13 protein-coding genes, 1 tRNA gene and 1 pseudogene are annotated in these 15,911 nt (G+C 51.6%); 6 read left to right on the forward strand and 9 right to left on the reverse strand.

Going from position 1 to position 15,911, the window contains the following annotated elements; translation table 11 throughout:
- Positions 1 to 44 precede the first annotated feature (44 nt).
- Complete coding sequence (locus ACJHW7_RS00970; protein ID WP_021556642.1) at positions 45 to 1,703, forward strand: ATP-dependent endonuclease; 1,659 nt, start codon at positions 45 to 47, stop codon at positions 1,701 to 1,703.
- Here the strand turns inward: ACJHW7_RS00970 and ACJHW7_RS00975 are convergent.
- Entirely contained in the window at positions 1,700 to 2,656 is a 957-nt protein-coding gene (locus ACJHW7_RS00975) for a VirK/YbjX family protein (protein WP_001355621.1), read from the reverse strand. The two genes, ACJHW7_RS00970 and ACJHW7_RS00975, sit on opposite strands and share 4 nt — an antisense overlap.
- Positions 2,657 to 2,806: 150 nt before the next feature.
- Between ACJHW7_RS00975 and macA the strand changes: the two genes are divergently transcribed.
- Both macA and macB read left to right on the forward strand, forming a co-directional pair.
- The gene (gene macA, locus ACJHW7_RS00980; RefSeq protein WP_000746439.1) at positions 2,807 to 3,922 is read left to right on the forward strand and encodes a macrolide transporter subunit MacA; all 1,116 of its coding nucleotides are present in this window, start codon (positions 2,807 to 2,809) and stop codon (positions 3,920 to 3,922) included.
- A complete protein-coding gene (macB, locus tag ACJHW7_RS00985) occupies positions 3,919 to 5,865 on the forward strand; it encodes a macrolide ABC transporter ATP-binding protein/permease MacB (RefSeq protein ID WP_021556644.1) in 1,947 nt (648 codons plus the stop codon). Before macA ends, macB begins: the two co-directional genes overlap by 4 nt.
- 72 nt (positions 5,866 to 5,937) lie before the next feature.
- On the opposite strand, the gene cspD is transcribed toward macB, so the two are convergent.
- On the reverse strand, positions 5,938 to 6,162 hold the full coding sequence (cspD, locus tag ACJHW7_RS00990) for a cold shock-like protein CspD (protein ID WP_000410785.1): 225 nt from the start codon (positions 6,160 to 6,162) through the stop codon (positions 5,938 to 5,940).
- 149 nt (positions 6,163 to 6,311) lie between these two features.
- Between cspD and yljB the strand changes: the two genes are divergently transcribed.
- The 3 genes from yljB (at position 6,312) to clpA (ending at position 9,112) form a co-directional block, all read left to right on the forward strand.
- Positions 6,312 to 6,386, forward strand: a complete 75-nt coding sequence (gene yljB, locus ACJHW7_RS00995) for a protein YljB (protein WP_001406719.1) — start codon at positions 6,312 to 6,314, stop codon at positions 6,384 to 6,386.
- A gap of 98 nt (positions 6,387 to 6,484) precedes the next feature.
- A complete protein-coding gene (gene clpS, locus ACJHW7_RS01000; protein WP_000520781.1) occupies positions 6,485 to 6,805 on the forward strand; it encodes an ATP-dependent Clp protease adapter ClpS in 321 nt (106 codons plus the stop codon).
- A gap of 30 nt (positions 6,806 to 6,835) precedes the next feature.
- Positions 6,836 to 9,112, forward strand: a complete 2,277-nt coding sequence (gene clpA / locus ACJHW7_RS01005) for an ATP-dependent Clp protease ATP-binding subunit ClpA (RefSeq protein WP_000934041.1) — start codon at positions 6,836 to 6,838, stop codon at positions 9,110 to 9,112.
- Between the two features lie 404 nt (positions 9,113 to 9,516).
- Here the strand turns inward: clpA and ACJHW7_RS01010 are convergent.
- The 7 genes and pseudogenes from ACJHW7_RS01010 to trxB all read right to left on the reverse strand — a co-directional run bounded on the left by ACJHW7_RS01010 (position 9,517) and on the right by trxB (position 15,683).
- Positions 9,517 to 9,604: transfer RNA gene (locus ACJHW7_RS01010), tRNA-Ser, on the reverse strand.
- Between the two features lie 253 nt (positions 9,605 to 9,857).
- Positions 9,858 to 10,076, reverse strand: coding sequence for a translation initiation factor IF-1 (gene infA / locus ACJHW7_RS01015; RefSeq protein WP_001040187.1), 219 nt, complete (start codon positions 10,074 to 10,076; stop codon positions 9,858 to 9,860).
- A pseudogene (locus ACJHW7_RS01020) lies at positions 10,004 to 10,156 on the reverse strand (hypothetical protein); the annotation flags it as partial. The gene infA and the pseudogene ACJHW7_RS01020, both read right to left, overlap by 73 nt.
- A 204-nt stretch (positions 10,157 to 10,360) precedes the next feature.
- Positions 10,361 to 11,065 (reverse strand): leucyl/phenylalanyl-tRNA--protein transferase, encoded by a 705-nt coding sequence (aat, locus tag ACJHW7_RS01025; RefSeq protein ID WP_001241678.1) that lies wholly within the window; start codon positions 11,063 to 11,065, stop codon positions 10,361 to 10,363.
- A 41-nt stretch (positions 11,066 to 11,106) separates the two neighbouring features.
- Positions 11,107 to 12,828, reverse strand: a complete 1,722-nt coding sequence (gene cydC, locus ACJHW7_RS01030; RefSeq protein WP_021556645.1) for a heme ABC transporter ATP-binding protein/permease CydC — start codon at positions 12,826 to 12,828, stop codon at positions 11,107 to 11,109.
- Positions 12,829 to 14,595, reverse strand: coding sequence for a heme ABC transporter permease/ATP-binding protein CydD (gene cydD, locus ACJHW7_RS01035; protein ID WP_021556646.1), 1,767 nt, complete (start codon positions 14,593 to 14,595; stop codon positions 12,829 to 12,831).
- Between the two features lie 122 nt (positions 14,596 to 14,717).
- Positions 14,718 to 15,683, reverse strand: coding sequence for a thioredoxin-disulfide reductase (gene trxB, locus ACJHW7_RS01040; RefSeq protein ID WP_000537418.1), 966 nt, complete (start codon positions 15,681 to 15,683; stop codon positions 14,718 to 14,720).
- Between the last annotated feature and the right edge of the window lie 228 nt (positions 15,684 to 15,911).

Consider the following 15,911-nt stretch of genomic DNA (forward strand, 5'->3'; position numbering starts at 1 on the left):
ATACTGCCAGCGTAAAGGATAAGTCACATATTTCTGGAGGGGATATGATTCTTGAGCGCGTTGAAATTGTGGGTTTTCGCGGTATCAACCGTTTGTCGTTGATGCTGGAACAAAACAACGTCCTGATTGGGGAGAACGCGTGGGGTAAATCCAGCTTGCTGGACGCCTTAACCCTGCTGCTATCGCCAGAATCAGATCTCTACCATTTTGAGCGCGACGATTTCTGGTTCCCGCCGGGAGATATCAACGGGCGAGAACATCATCTGCATATTATTTTGACCTTCCGCGAATCGCTGCCAGGCCGACATCGGGTTCGCCGTTATCGGCCGCTGGAAGCGTGCTGGACGCCATGCGCCGATGGCTATCACCGTATTTTTTATCGTCTGGAAGGGGAGAGTGCGGAAGACGGCAGCGTGATGACACTGCGCAGTTTTCTCGATAAAGACGGACATCCGATTGATGTTGAGGATATTAACGATCAGGCACGCCATCTGGTGCGTTTAATGCCGGTGCTGCGCTTGCGTGATGCCCGTTTTATGCGCCGTATTCGTAACGGCACGGTGCCAAATGTCCCCAATGTGGAAGTCACCGCGCGCCAGCTCGATTTCCTCGCCCGTGAGTTGTCCTCACATCCGCAAAATCTCTCTGATGGACAGATTCGTCAGGGACTTTCCGCAATGGTGCAGCTGCTTGAGCATTATTTCTCTGAGCAGGGGGCTGGACAGGCGCGATATCGTTTAATGCGGCGGCGGGCCAGCAATGAGCAACGAAGCTGGCGCTATCTGGACATCATCAACCGGATGATTGACCGACCTGGAGGGCGCTCGTATCGGGTTATTTTGCTCGGCCTGTTTGCTACTTTATTGCAGGCAAAAGGCACATTGCGACTGGATAAAGACGCCCGTCCATTGTTGCTGATCGAAGATCCAGAAACGCGTTTACACCCCATTATGCTTTCAGTTGCCTGGCATCTGTTGAATCTTTTGCCTTTACAACGTATTGCTACCACCAACTCTGGCGAGCTGCTTTCGTTAACTCCAGTGGAACATGTTTGCCGCCTGGTGCGTGAATCTTCTCGTGTTGCCGCCTGGCGTCTGGGGCCAAGTGGCTTGAGCACCGAAGACAGCCGCCGCATCTCTTTTCACATTCGTTTTAATCGTCCGTCATCGCTGTTTGCTCGCTGCTGGTTGCTGGTGGAAGGGGAAACGGAAACCTGGGTTATCAATGAACTGGCGCGTCAGTGCGGACATCATTTTGATGCCGAAGGGATCAAGGTCATTGAGTTTGCCCAGTCCGGGCTAAAGCCACTGGTTAAATTTGCCCGCCGAATGGGGATTGAATGGCATGTGCTGGTCGATGGCGATGAAGCAGGGAAGAAATATGCCGCTACGGTACGCAGCCTGTTGAATAATGATCGGGAAGCCGAACGAGAACATTTAACGGCGTTACCGGCGCTGGATATGGAACATTTTATGTATCGCCAGGGATTTTCCGATGTGTTCCACCGCGTGGCGCAAATCCCGGAAAATGTACCGATGAATCTGCGCAAAATTATCTCGAAAGCGATCCATCGCTCTTCCAAACCCGATCTTGCCATTGAAGTGGCAATGGAGGCCGGACGTCGTGGTGTGGACTCCGTACCGACGCTGCTGAAAAAAATGTTCTCACGCGTGCTGTGGCTGGCGCGCGGTCGCGCGGATTAACCGCGAAACATCGTGGCCATTTGTGGCTGAATAGCGTCGAGCATCTCATAGCGCCGACGGTATTCAGCCCGTTTTTTACTGGCGATTTCGGCAATCTCTTTTCGTGCTATCTGTGCTGGAAGGCGGTAATGGCGTTCAGCATCACATACGCCGCCAACCGATTCCCAGAAAGCGTTGTAATCGGCATGGATCTTGCCTTCTTTATCGCGATAACGCAGGCTGCGGTAAATATGCGTTTCATTGCTGACGGCAATAATCTGCTCTACCTGCAAACGTTGGGCAAACAGACAGGCCGCTTCCATCACGAGGCGTTTGGGAAATAGCCCGTGGCAGGCTTTCGTCGCATTCTGGATTTCCTGATGTGGGATTTCCCATTTTGCGCCTTGCAGTCCGCCAATAAACATCGTTCTTTTCCCCTGATATTCACACAGGGTAAACGTGATCTCTGCCAGAGGAATACCTTCGCTGTTGCGGAACAGGATTGTGCTGTCACCTTCTTTATCCATTGAGATCATCATGGTCAGCTCAAGCGTGAACTGCTCGCCGTTTTTGCCTTCCAGCTTCGCCAGTTGCAGCCCGGGGGTATTCAAATATAAGCTGAATTCTTCCGCCGACATACACCCGCGGAGTAACGCATAATGGTAACGTAACGCCTCCAGCAATTGCTTACGGCTAAGATTCGCCGCAAGGTAAGGGCGATGCAGACGTACAGGCAGTCGCGGCTGGCGCGTTAACAATACATTGAGATTAGGCCAGTGGGAAAGTTCGTTCATCCACTCAACGCTTAAACGCGGCATAATCAACGAGCGCAGCAAAAATTTCTGGCGAAAACTACGGCGATGCCAGAATTTACCCGGCCGACACTGTCCACGTGCCAGACTAAGAAAAAGTGACAGGCTGCTGAGAGATTCAGATGGCGTAAAGGTCCGTTCAGTTAGCTGCGACATATTCATGAAATCAATGGTTATACATGACGTCGATTTCACCATTGCGTATCTTAACCAAACATCAATAGTGTGATTACTAACGTAAATTTTAGGGTTTTGTTGATATTTCGTTGAAGTTAATGACCCGGATTGGCATATGGAGTATTCAGAATATTTATGAAAAAGCGGAAAACCGTGAAGAAGCGTTACGTTATTGCGCTGGTGATAGCCATCGCCGGACTGATTACGTTATGGAGAATTCTTAACGCACCCGTGCCGACTTATCAGACACTGATTGTGCGCCCCGGTGATTTACAGCAAAGCGTGCTGGCGACCGGAAAGCTGGACGCGCTGCGTAAGGTTGATGTGGGCGCGCAGGTCAGCGGTCAGTTGAAAACACTGTCGGTGGCGATTGGCGATAAAGTAAAAAAAGACCAGCTTTTAGGGGTCATTGATCCTGAACAGGCTGAAAACCAGATCAAGGAGGTCGAAGCAACGCTGATGGAGCTACGCGCGCAGCGGCAGCAGGCGGAAGCGGAGCTGAAACTGGCGCGGGTGACGTATTCCCGTCAGCAACGTCTGGCACAAACGCAGGCGGTTTCACAGCAGGATCTCGACACCGCCGCGACGGAGATGGCTGTGAAACAGGCGCAAATTGGCACCATTGACGCGCAAATCAAGCGCAATCAGGCTTCTCTCGATACGGCTAAAACCAATCTCGATTACACTCGCATCGTTGCCCCGATGGCCGGGGAAGTCACGCAAATCACCACTCTGCAAGGCCAGACGGTGATTGCCGCACAACAAGCACCGAACATTCTGACGCTGGCAGATATGAGCACCATGCTGGTAAAAGCGCAGGTTTCTGAAGCGGATGTAATCCACCTGAAGCCGGGGCAAAAAGCCTGGTTTACGGTACTTGGCGATCCACTGACGCGCTACGAGGGGCAAATCAAGGATGTACTACCGACGCCGGAAAAGGTTAACGACGCTATTTTCTATTACGCCCGTTTTGAAGTCCCCAACCCCAATGGTTTACTGCGGCTGGATATGACTGCGCAAGTGCATATTCAGCTCACCGATGTGAAAAATGTGCTGACGATCCCTCTGTCGGCGTTAGGCGATCCGGTTGGCGATAATCGTTATAAAGTCAAATTGTTGCGTAATGGTGAAACACGCGAGCGTGAAGTGACGATTGGCGCACGTAACGATACCGATGTTGAGATTGTCAAAGGGCTGGAAGCGGGCGATGAAGTGGTGATTGGTGAGGCCAAACCAGGAGCTGCACAATGACGCCTTTGCTCGAATTAAAGGATATTCGTCGCAGCTATCCTGCCGGTGATGAGCAGGTTGAGGTGTTGAAGGGCATCACCCTCGATATTTATGCTGGTGAGATGGTGGCGATTGTTGGCGCTTCGGGTTCCGGTAAATCGACCCTGATGAATATTCTCGGCTGTCTGGATAAGGCCACCAGCGGCACCTATCGCGTCGCCGGTCAGGATGTTGCCACGCTGGACGCCGATGCGCTGGCGCAACTGCGCCGCGAGCATTTCGGCTTTATTTTCCAGCGTTACCATTTGCTTTCGCATTTAACCGCCGAGCAGAACGTTGAAGTACCCGCCGTCTATGCTGGTCTTGAGCGGAAACAGCGGTTGCTTCGCGCCCAGGAGTTGCTGCAACGACTGGGGCTGGAAGACCGTACAGAGTATTATCCGGCACAGCTTTCGGGTGGTCAGCAACAGCGCGTCAGCATCGCGCGGGCATTGATGAACGGCGGTCAGGTAATTCTTGCCGATGAACCGACCGGCGCACTGGACAGCCATTCTGGCGAAGAGGTGATGGCGATCCTGCATCAGCTGCGCGACCGCGGGCATACAGTGATTATCGTCACCCACGATCCGCAGGTCGCTGCTCAGGCCGAGCGGGTGATCGAAATTCGCGACGGCGAAATTGTGCGCAATCCTCCCGCCATTGAAAAAGTGAATGTTGCTGGCGGGACGGTACCTGTTGTCAACATGGCGTCTGGCTGGCGTCAGTTTGCCAGCGGTTTTAACGAGGCGCTGACGATGGCATGGCGGGCGCTGGCAGCGAATAAAATGCGTACTTTACTGACCATGCTGGGGATTATTATCGGTATTGCGTCGGTGGTTTCCATTGTCGTAGTAGGTGACGCCGCCAAACAAATGGTGCTGGCGGATATTCGTTCTATTGGTACGAATACTATTGACGTCTACCCCGGGAAAGATTTTGGCGATGACGATCCGCAATATCAGCAGGCGCTGAAGTACGACGACTTAATCGCCATCCAAAAACAACCGTGGGTCGCTTCAGCCACACCTGCCGTCTCGCAAAACCTGCGCCTGCGTTACAATAATGTTGATGTTGCTGCCAGTGCCAATGGCGTGAGCGGCGATTATTTTAATGTCTATGGCATGACCTTCAGTGAAGGAAACACCTTTAACCAGGAACAGCTGAACGGTCGTGCGCAGGTCGTGGTTCTCGACAGTAATACTCGCCGCCAGCTTTTCCCCCATAAAGCAGATGTGGTTGGCGAGGTGATTCTGGTCGGCAATATGCCCGCCAGAGTCATTGGTGTGGCGGAAGAAAAACAGTCGATGTTTGGTAGCAGTAAAGTGCTGCGTGTCTGGCTACCTTACAGCACGATGTCCGGGCGAGTTATGGGCCAGTCGTGGCTGAACTCCATTACTGTCAGGGTGAAAGAAGGATTTGACAGCGCCGAGGCGGAACAGCAACTCACGCGTTTACTTTCACTGCGCCACGGTAAGAAGGATTTCTTTACCTGGAACATGGACGGCGTCTTGAAAACCGTTGAAAAGACCACACGTACTTTACAACTGTTTCTGACGCTGGTGGCGGTGATTTCGCTGGTGGTGGGCGGTATTGGTGTAATGAATATTATGCTGGTGTCAGTGACCGAGCGGACGCGGGAAATTGGCATTCGCATGGCTGTAGGTGCGCGAGCAAGCGATGTTTTGCAACAGTTCCTGATCGAAGCCGTACTGGTTTGCCTGGTCGGTGGCGCGTTGGGAATAACACTGTCACTGTTAATTGCTTTCACCTTGCAGCTTTTCTTACCCGGTTGGGAGATTGGTTTTTCACCGTTGGCACTGCTGCTGGCGTTTCTCTGCTCGACGGCCACCGGGATTTTATTTGGCTGGTTACCCGCACGAAATGCGGCACGACTGGATCCAGTAGATGCTCTGGCACGAGAGTAATTTTTGAGATAAAAATGCCAGCCGATCGGGCTGGCATTTTGCCTTTAGGATGTACACAATGAGACAGAAGAGCTATGCGACTGCCGCTTCTACTTCGACGGGCACAATAACACTGGCGTGATTGCCTTTTGGCCCCTGGTGGACATCAAACTGAACGGATTGTCCAGCTTTTAGCGTTCTGTAACCATCCATCTGAATGGTGGAATAATGAGCGAAAATATCTTCGCCGCCGCCTTCAGGGCAGATGAAACCAAACCCTTTGGCATTGTTGAACCACTTAACAGTACCCTTTTCCATGCTTCGACATCCTTCGCAAATCTTATACAAGTAAGATGGAATAAACCGGGGTCAGAGAGGGGGCTGTTCAAAACCTCGCCAACTCTAGAAATACAATTTAGAGAATTAGGGCGAGCCGTCAAGCATTTGACAGGGGACAAGGGGCAGGTATGAATCAAAAATTTGAAGCAGTTAACGCTATTGACAGGAATGTGACAGATGTCGCTGATGCCAACGATAGATGATAGTTATCTATCATGTGGAGTAGATTGGTCAGGCAAATAAGCTCTTGTCAGCGGCAGGGCGTTCTGCCGATAACCGTAACCGAAGATGATAACTGACAATGGGTAAAACGAACGACTGGCTGGACTTTGATCAACTGGCGGAAGAAAAAGTTCGCGACGCGCTAAAACCGCCATCTATGTATAAAGTGATATTAGTCAATGATGATTACACTCCGATGGAGTTTGTTATTGACGTGTTACAAAAATTCTTTTCTTATGATGTAGAACGTGCAACGCAATTGATGCTCGCTGTTCACTACCAGGGGAAGGCCATTTGCGGAGTCTTTACCGCCGAGGTTGCAGAAACCAAAGTGGCGATGGTGAACAAGTACGCGAGGGAGAATGAGCATCCATTGCTGTGTACGCTAGAAAAAGCCTGAATGCAGGCATAAAAATTGGGGGAGGTGCCTATGCTCAATCAAGAACTGGAACTCAGTTTAAATATGGCTTTCGCCAGAGCGCGCGAGCACCGTCATGAGTTTATGACCGTCGAGCACTTGTTACTGGCGCTGCTCAGTAACCCATCTGCCCGGGAGGCGCTGGAAGCGTGTTCTGTGGATTTGGTTGCGCTCCGTCAGGAACTGGAAGCCTTTATTGAACAAACCACACCCGTTCTGCCTGCCAGTGAAGAGGAGCGCGACACACAGCCGACGCTGAGTTTTCAGCGTGTACTGCAACGTGCGGTCTTCCATGTCCAGTCCTCCGGTCGCAATGAGGTTACCGGTGCAAACGTTCTGGTCGCTATCTTTAGCGAACAGGAGTCGCAGGCGGCATATCTGTTGCGTAAACATGAAGTCAGCCGTCTCGATGTGGTGAACTTTATCTCTCATGGCACGCGTAAAGACGAGCCGACACAGTCTTCTGATCCTGGCAGCCAGCCAAACAGCGAAGAACAAGCTGGTGGGGAGGAACGTATGGAGAATTTCACGACGAACCTGAATCAGCTTGCGCGTGTGGGCGGAATCGACCCACTGATTGGTCGTGAGAAGGAGCTTGAGCGTGCTATTCAGGTTCTCTGCCGTCGCCGTAAAAACAACCCGCTGCTGGTGGGGGAATCTGGTGTTGGTAAAACTGCGATTGCGGAAGGTCTTGCCTGGCGAATTGTTCAGGGTGATGTGCCGGAAGTGATGGCTGACTGTACGATTTACTCTCTCGATATCGGTTCTCTGTTAGCGGGCACAAAATATCGCGGCGACTTTGAAAAACGTTTTAAAGCGTTGCTCAAGCAGCTGGAGCAGGACACTAACAGCATCCTGTTTATTGATGAGATCCACACCATTATCGGTGCGGGTGCAGCGTCTGGTGGTCAGGTCGATGCGGCTAACCTAATCAAACCGTTGCTCTCCAGCGGTAAAATTCGCGTAATTGGTTCGACAACCTATCAGGAGTTCAGCAACATTTTCGAGAAAGACCGTGCTCTGGCGCGTCGCTTCCAGAAAATTGATATTACTGAACCGTCGATCGAAGAAACTGTTCAAATCATCAATGGCCTGAAACCGAAGTATGAAGCGCACCACGACGTGCGTTATACCGCAAAAGCGGTGCGTGCGGCGGTAGAGCTGGCGGTGAAATACATTAACGATCGTCATCTGCCGGATAAAGCGATTGATGTTATCGACGAAGCGGGCGCTCGCGCACGCCTGATGCCGGTAAGCAAACGCAAGAAAACCGTTAATGTGGCGGATATTGAGTCCGTGGTGGCCCGTATTGCACGCATTCCAGAGAAGAGTGTTTCTCAGAGTGATCGTGATACCCTGAAAAACCTCGGCGATCGCCTGAAAATGCTGGTCTTCGGTCAGGATAAAGCCATTGAGGCGCTGACTGAAGCCATTAAGATGGCGCGTGCAGGTTTAGGTCACGAACATAAACCGGTCGGTTCGTTCCTGTTTGCCGGTCCTACCGGGGTCGGGAAAACAGAGGTGACGGTACAGCTTTCGAAAGCGTTGGGCATTGAGCTTCTGCGCTTTGATATGTCCGAGTATATGGAACGCCATACCGTCAGCCGTCTGATTGGTGCGCCTCCGGGATACGTTGGTTTTGATCAGGGCGGTTTGCTGACCGATGCGGTAATCAAGCATCCACATGCGGTGCTGCTGCTGGACGAAATCGAGAAAGCGCATCCAGACGTGTTCAATATTCTGTTGCAGGTGATGGACAACGGTACGCTGACCGATAACAACGGACGCAAAGCGGACTTCCGTAACGTGGTGCTGGTGATGACCACTAACGCCGGGGTACGGGAAACTGAGCGCAAATCCATTGGTCTTATCCACCAGGATAACAGCACCGATGCGATGGAAGAGATCAAGAAGATCTTTACACCGGAATTCCGTAACCGTCTCGACAACATTATCTGGTTCGATCATCTGTCAACTGACGTGATCCATCAGGTGGTGGATAAATTCATCGTCGAGTTGCAGGTTCAGCTGGATCAGAAAGGTGTTTCTCTGGAAGTGAGCCAGGAAGCGCGTAACTGGCTGGCCGAGAAAGGTTACGACCGGGCAATGGGCGCACGTCCGATGGCGCGTGTCATCCAGGACAACCTGAAAAAACCGCTTGCCAACGAACTGCTGTTTGGTTCGCTGGTGGACGGCGGTCAGGTCACCGTCGCGCTGGATAAAGAGAAAAATGAGCTGACTTACGGATTCCAGAGTGCACAAAAGCACAAGGCGGAAGCAGCGCATTAATCTGATTGTCAGGTAGGTTGGTGAAGTCCGTAATCTCGTCAGGGGTTACGGACTTTTTATTTATGGGGTGGAACGGTGAAAACCCTATTTTTGGAGGTGAAGGTAAGTTGTTGATAATTAGTGCTGCTGGAAGGTAAGGATAAAAAAGGGTGCTGCAGGAGAATGGGATGGTTTTGCTTTATTAACAACGGGCTAAACGTGTAGTATTTGAGTTCACTGCCGTACAGGCAGCTTAGAAAAACCTACCGTCTTGGCTAGCGGTTGCAGCGAACGTTCACTGCCGTACAGGCAGCTTAGAAATTCACTGGTAACATACTCCACCCGCCCACCATGTTCACTGCCGTACAGGCAGATAAAATGCGAAAAAAAAAGCTCGCACTTTCGTACGAGCTCTTCTTTAAATATGGCGGTGAGGGGGGGATTCGAACCCCCGATACGTTGCCGTATACACACTTTCCAGGCGTGCTCCTTCAGCCACTCGGACACCTCACCAAATTGTTTTGTTGCCTGACCTCATGGGGGGCAACGGGGCGCTACTATAGGGAGTTGGAGTAAAACGGTCAAGAAGAATTTTAATGATAATTATTGTTTGCTCATACTGTAAACAAGTTGTGCAGTATATCTACATCGAGACAAGTTACGGACTTATACTTCCAAAGTACTTCATACATATCACAAAATAAAAAGGCCGGTTAAACCGACCTTTTACTCGTTCTTTCTCTTCGCCCATCAGGCGGTAAAACAATCAGCGACTACGGAAGACAATGCGGCCTTTGCTCAGGTCGTACGGGGTCAGTTCAACAGTCACTTTGTCGCCCGTCAGGATGCGGATGTAGTTTTTGCGCATTTTACCGGAGATGTGTGCAGTAACCACGTGACCGTTTTCTAACTCTACGCGGAACATGGTATTAGGCAACGTTTCAAGAACGGTACCTTGCATTTCAATATTGTCTTCTTTGGCCATCTAATCCTCTGGGGTATCACTACCGTAATTTGAACCGGCAAGATAATGCCGAAGTTCTGTAAATAAGTAAAGATTTGCGCGCTAAATCGCAACAAACAGGTTCGGCACATTACCCCGAAAACACACGGCTAAGCCGCACCAAAAGCGCAACGTATAAGGGAGCGGTGAGATAAACGATGGGCGTTACCTGACGCGAAAAATTCCTTATCGGCAGCGGGGTAATGAGCGTAACCAACTCTGCGACCGCAATTATAACACTCTGGGGAGAAATGTGCCGAAAACATTCATTCTTGTGGTGAAAACAAGCATCGTGGTACCCAGAAATTATTCGGCAATCGTCCGAGGCGCATTTGATTGAGATAATTCAGATAATCCCGACGGGGAATTTCGCAGGCACCAAGCGATGCTGTGTGATCGTTAAGGACCTGGCAGTCGATAAGCTTACCGCCATGACCGATAAATTCCTCACAGAATACCAGAAGCGCCGTTTTAGACGCATTTTCCATCCGGCTGAACATGGACTCGCCACAAAATAGCGTTCCCTGGGCCACGCCGTACATACCGCCGACAAGCTCATCTTCACGCCAGACTTCAATGGAGTGGGCATGACCGAGTTCGTGAAGGCGATGGTAGGCTTCGACCACGCCACGCGTGATCCAGGTTCCTTCTTCGCGATCGCTGGCACAGCCTTCAATGACCTGACCAAAAGCGTAATTCATCGTGACACGATAGGGCGAGCGTTTATGAAATCGCTTCATACTACGGCTGATATGCAGTGATTCTGGCCATAGCACCGCGCGGGGATCGGGCGACCACCAGAGGATGGGGTCGCCCGGAGAAAACCACGGAAAAATACCACGCTGGTAAGCCATTAACAGGCGCGCAGGGCTAAGATCGCCCCCAAGTGCCAGCAGGCCGTTAGGCTCACGTAATGCGCCTTCCGGGGAAGGGAAGGCTATTGAATGGCGAGAAAGCTGAACCAGGCGCATGACCGCAAAACTCCACGCAAGTCGGATCGTTCAATAATAGCTTACAAACCCTGCTTGAACTGGTAATAACGCCCCTGTCTGGCAAGCAGTTCTGCGTGAGTACCTTGCTCAATAATTTGCCCGTTGTCCATCACTATTATTTGTTGGAAACGAGAGAGCCCGCGAAGTCGATGGGTGACCATTAACACCGTTTTCTCACGCATCATTTCTGCAAGCAATTCAAGGATCTGGCTTTCGGTTGTGGCATCTAAGCCTTCGGTAGGTTCATCCAGCAACACCAGTGGCGCATCATGTAACAGCGCACGGGCGATAGCCAGACGGCGCAGTTCACCACCGGAGAGCTGGCGTCCGCCTTCACCTAACCAACTGTTGAGACCTGCATCCTCGAGCAGCTTCTCCAGACCAACGCGACGCAAGATCACCGCCAGAGCCTCATCACTACTGCCAGGCGAGGCGAGTAACAGATTATCACGCAGCGTGGCGCTAAACAGATGCACTCGCTGAGGAACAACGCTGATGGTCTGTCGTAGAGCCGCTTCATTCAGGCTGGCTATGGGGCTATCGTTAAGCAAAATCTCGCCCTGTTGCGGGTCCCATGCGCGGGTCAGCAGTTGTAACAGTGTTGATTTGCCGCATCCGGTTCGCCCGAGAATCGCAATATGTTCTCCGGTGTTTACCTGAAGAGAAATCCCTTTAAGTGCCTGTTGGGATTGCTCCGGATAAGTGAACTGAACATCCCGTAACGTCAGCGAAACGCGATCGGCAACACGAGTTTGGGTATCAGGGAAGGTGACCTCCGGTTTTTGATCCGTTAAGTCAGTGATCCGAACGGCAGAGGCAATGACTTGCCCCAGATGCTGAAATGCACCTGTTACTGGTGCCAGTGCTTCAAACGCGGCTAACGCGCAGAAGACAAACAGGGCAATTAACGCGCCAGGTTGAGCATTGCCGCCAACGCCGCCAGACGCCATCCACAGCATCAGGATCACCGCTAACGCGCCAATGAGCAGCATTATCGCTTGCGACAATGCGGTCAGTTCAGATTGACGGCGTTGCGCTTCCAGCCATTGAATTTCTGTATTCTCTAGTTGCGTGCGATAACGATCGCTGGCACCAAAAATGGTCAGCTCAGCTTGCCCTTGCAGCCAGGCCGTCAGTTGTTGGCGATACTGTCCGCGAAGATGAGTCAGATTTTGCCCGGTGCTTTTTCCCGCACGATAAAACAGCGGTGGCATCAGGAAAAGCGTCAGTAACATAATGCCGCCCAGCGTAAAGGCGAGGGTGAAATCAAGGAAACTTAACCCGATTGTCACCACCATAATCACCACAAAAGCGCCCACCAGCGGCGAGATAACGCGCAGGTAAAGATGATCGAGCGTATCAACATCCGCCACCACGCGATTGAGCAATTCGCCCTGACGATAGCGCGCCAGTCCGGCAGGGGAGAGGGGCAACAATTTGCTGAAGGTGTAAATGCGCAGATGCTGCAACACGCGGAAAGTCGCGTCGTGACTTACCAGACGTTCAAAATAACGCCCGGCAGTACGGGTGATTGCTGCACCACGCACGCCCGCAGCGGGTAGCATATAGTTGAAGCTGTACAGTCCGGCAACCCCCGCAACCGCTGAGGCCGAGAGGAACCAGCCGGAAAGTGTCAACAGACCGATACTGGCGAGCAGCGTCACAATTGCCAGCACAATACCAAGACTTAACATCCATTTATGACGTTTATACAGTGCCAGATAGGGTAGCAAAGCGCGCATTTAAATCTCCTCCTGACGATGGGCCAGTAATGTGGCGAATGGGCCACCAGCCACACTTAATTCCGCGTAACGTCCTTGCTCAATAATCCGGCCATCCTGCATAACCCAAATGACATCCCAGTCAGCAAGATCTTCTAACTGGTGGGTGACCATTAACGTTGTCTGGCGCAGAGAGGTGGCATTCAGCGCCTCCATTACGCGCTGTTCACTGTGAGCATCAAGGCTGGCAGCGGGTTCATCCAACAGTAATAGCGAACAGGGATTTAGTAACGCACGGGCCACCGCCACGCGCTGCGCCTGCCCCACGGAAAGGCGGGCAGCCTGGTCGCCAACAGGCGTATCAACGCCTTGTGGCAGGAGCGGTAGAAACTCGCTGACCCAGGCGTTATCCAGCGCTGCTTGTAATTCTTGTTCGCTGGCATCAGGTCGCGCCAGTAGTACGTTATCCCGCAATGTTGCTGCCGGTAATTGTGGGTTTTGCCCAACCCAGGAGAGATGTTTACGCCATGATTCTGGTGATAAATCGCGTAATTCTATCCCGTTGATTCGTAATGATCCCTGATATGAGAGAAAACCAGAAAGCGCGTTCAGCAGTGAGCTTTTACCTGAACCGCTGCGACCAACCAACACTGCACGTTGGCCTGCTGGCAAAGTAAAGTTCAGCGGTCCGGCCAGCGTTTTACCTTCCGGCGACGTGATAAACAGATCCTCGGCCTCAATGGTCAGCGGATCGGTCAATGCTAATTCCGCCTCACCGCGCTGCGGATGGGCGAGCGGGGTTTCCATAAACGTTTTCAGACTATCAGCTGCACCAACAGCCTGGGCTTTAGCATGATAAAACGTACCGAGATCGCGTAATGGCTGGAAAAACTCTGGCGCAAGGATCAGGGCCAGAAAACCCGCAGCCAGCGTCACGCCAGTATCGTAGTGACCAAAATCCAGCTCGCCGAGATAGGAAAAACCAAAGTAGACCGCCACCAGAGCAATTGACAGCGAGGTAAAAAATTCGAGAATGCCGGAGGATAAAAACGCCAGTCGTAGCACTTCCATTGTCCGTTGGCGGAAATCTTCCGAAGCAGAACGAATACTTTCAATTTCAGCTTCACCACGACCAAAAATACGCAATGTTTCCATGCCGCGCAGGCGATCGAGGAAATGCCCACTTAAGCGAGCAAGAGCGAGAAAGTTACGTCGGTTAGCATCGGCAGCCCCCATCCCAACCAGCGCCATAAACAACGGAATTAACGGTGCAGTGCCCAGCAGAATGAGCGCCGCAGCCCAGTTAGAGGGGAAGATCGCCACCACAATCAGCAACGGCACCGACACTGCCAGCGCCATTTGCGGCAGGTAGCGTGCATAGTAATCATGCATATCGTCAATTTGCTCGAGTACCAGCGTCGCCCAGCTCCCCGCAGGTTTACCCTGAATCCACGCTGGCCCTGCTTGTTGCAGACGGTCGAGAACCTGACGGCGGATGGCAAAGCGGATATGCTGCCCGGCGTGATAACCCACCCGTTCGCGTAACCAGACCACCCATGCTCGCAGTACAAAGGTCAGAACCAGTAACGTAAAGGGAAGCAGCAGGGCTTCACGGGGAATATTCTCCATAATCATATGTTGCAGAATTCGCGCCATGAACCAGGCCTGGGCAATGATCAATATGCCGCTTACAAAGCCCAGCAGACGAGAAATATTCAGCCAACGTTGGGAGATGACGCTTTGCTGTTTTAACCAGCGGGTTAACTCTTTTTGACGAGATTTATTCATTGCACGCTTAGCAGGTGAGTTATCAGAATTATTTGCAGAGCAATGTTACAACGGGGAAAAAATAAAGGCGACCCATAGTCGCAAGGTGTCGCCTTCTTTACTTTTGTTACTGATTTGTAAAATTATTTTGCGTCAGCTAAACCATCGAGGTAGCGTTCCGCATCAAGTGCTGCCATGCAGCCAGTACCGGCCGAAGTAATGGCCTGGCGATAAATGTGATCCATCACGTCGCCTGCGGCAAAGACGCCAGGAATGCTGGTCTGGGTGGCATTACCATGAATACCCGACTGTACTTTGATGTAGCCGTTTTCCAGTTCCAGCTGCCCTTCGAAAATCGCAGTATTCGGGCTGTGACCGATAGCAACAAACAGACCGGCAACGTCGAGTGACTCGATGTTGTCGCTGTTTTGCGTATCGCGCAGACGAACGCCAGTGACACCCATTTGATCGCCGGTCACTTCTTCCAGCGTACGGTTGGTGTGCAGAATGATGTTGCCGTTCTCCACTTTATCCATCAGACGCTTAATAAGGATTTTTTCCGCGCGGAAACCGTCACGGCGGTGAATCAGATGCACTTCCGAAGCGATGTTAGACAGATACAGCGCCTCTTCAACCGCGGTATTGCCGCCGCCGATGACCGCAACTTTCTGGTTGCGATAGAAGAAACCGTCGCAGGTTGCACAAGCAGAAACTCCACGGCCTTTAAAGGCTTCTTCAGAGGGCAGGCCGAGATAGCGTGCAGAAGCTCCGGTGGCAATAATCAGCGCGTCGCAAGTGTATTCGCCGTTATCGCCATTCAGACGGAACGGACGGTTTTGCAGATCCACCTTGTTGATATGATCAAAAATGATCTCAGTTTCAAACTTGGTGGCATGTTCGTGCATGCGCTCCATTAATAACGGACCGGTCAGATCGTTTGGATCGCCAGGCCAGTTTTCCACTTCCGTGGTGGTGGTCAGTTGGCCGCCTTTTTCCATGCCGGTAATCAGCACAGGTTGCAGGTTGGCGCGCGCCGCGTAGACAGCAGCGGTGTATCCCGCCGGGCCTGAACCCAGGATAAGCAGTTTACTGTGTTTGGTCGTGCCCATGAGATCCCCATAGTTGTTGGCAGACAATGGGCAGGATTGTAGGGAATTTACAGACGTAAAAAAAGAGTATGACGATTTTGTTAACAATTTGTGCAATCGGCAGCATCGATAAGCAGGTCAAATTCTCCCGTCATTATCACCTCTGCTACTTAAATTTCCCGCTTTATAAGCCGATTAAATGATGAATAAACGCCCCTGTTAATGAATATCTGGCATGTTGTACTAAAA

The sequence above is a fragment of the Escherichia sp. WS1152 genome (genome assembly GCF_046487665.1).
Classification (GTDB): Bacteria; Pseudomonadota; Gammaproteobacteria; order Enterobacterales; family Enterobacteriaceae; genus Escherichia; species Escherichia coli.

What these genes read in the sequence shown, in the direction of transcription:
- clpA (WP_000934041.1), top strand. Translation starts at nt 6,836, where the DNA reads ATGCTCAATCAAGAACTGGAACTCAGTTTAAATATGGCTTTCGCCAGA.
- cspD (WP_000410785.1), bottom strand. Translation starts at nt 6,162, where the DNA reads ATGGAAAAGGGTACTGTTAAGTGGTTCAACAATGCCAAAGGGTTTGGT.
- macB (WP_021556644.1), top strand. Translation starts at nt 3,919, where the DNA reads ATGACGCCTTTGCTCGAATTAAAGGATATTCGTCGCAGCTATCCTGCC.
- ACJHW7_RS00975 (WP_001355621.1), bottom strand. Translation starts at nt 2,656, where the DNA reads ATGAATATGTCGCAGCTAACTGAACGGACCTTTACGCCATCTGAATCT.
- aat (WP_001241678.1), bottom strand. Translation starts at nt 11,065, where the DNA reads ATGCGCCTGGTTCAGCTTTCTCGCCATTCAATAGCCTTCCCTTCCCCG.
- infA (WP_001040187.1), bottom strand. Translation starts at nt 10,076, where the DNA reads ATGGCCAAAGAAGACAATATTGAAATGCAAGGTACCGTTCTTGAAACG.
- clpS (WP_000520781.1), top strand. Translation starts at nt 6,485, where the DNA reads ATGGGTAAAACGAACGACTGGCTGGACTTTGATCAACTGGCGGAAGAA.
- cydD (WP_021556646.1), bottom strand. Translation starts at nt 14,595, where the DNA reads ATGAATAAATCTCGTCAAAAAGAGTTAACCCGCTGGTTAAAACAGCAA.
- macA (WP_000746439.1), top strand. Translation starts at nt 2,807, where the DNA reads ATGAAAAAGCGGAAAACCGTGAAGAAGCGTTACGTTATTGCGCTGGTG.
- ACJHW7_RS00970 (WP_021556642.1), top strand. Translation starts at nt 45, where the DNA reads ATGATTCTTGAGCGCGTTGAAATTGTGGGTTTTCGCGGTATCAACCGT.
- trxB (WP_000537418.1), bottom strand. Translation starts at nt 15,683, where the DNA reads ATGGGCACGACCAAACACAGTAAACTGCTTATCCTGGGTTCAGGCCCG.
- cydC (WP_021556645.1), bottom strand. Translation starts at nt 12,828, where the DNA reads ATGCGCGCTTTGCTACCCTATCTGGCACTGTATAAACGTCATAAATGG.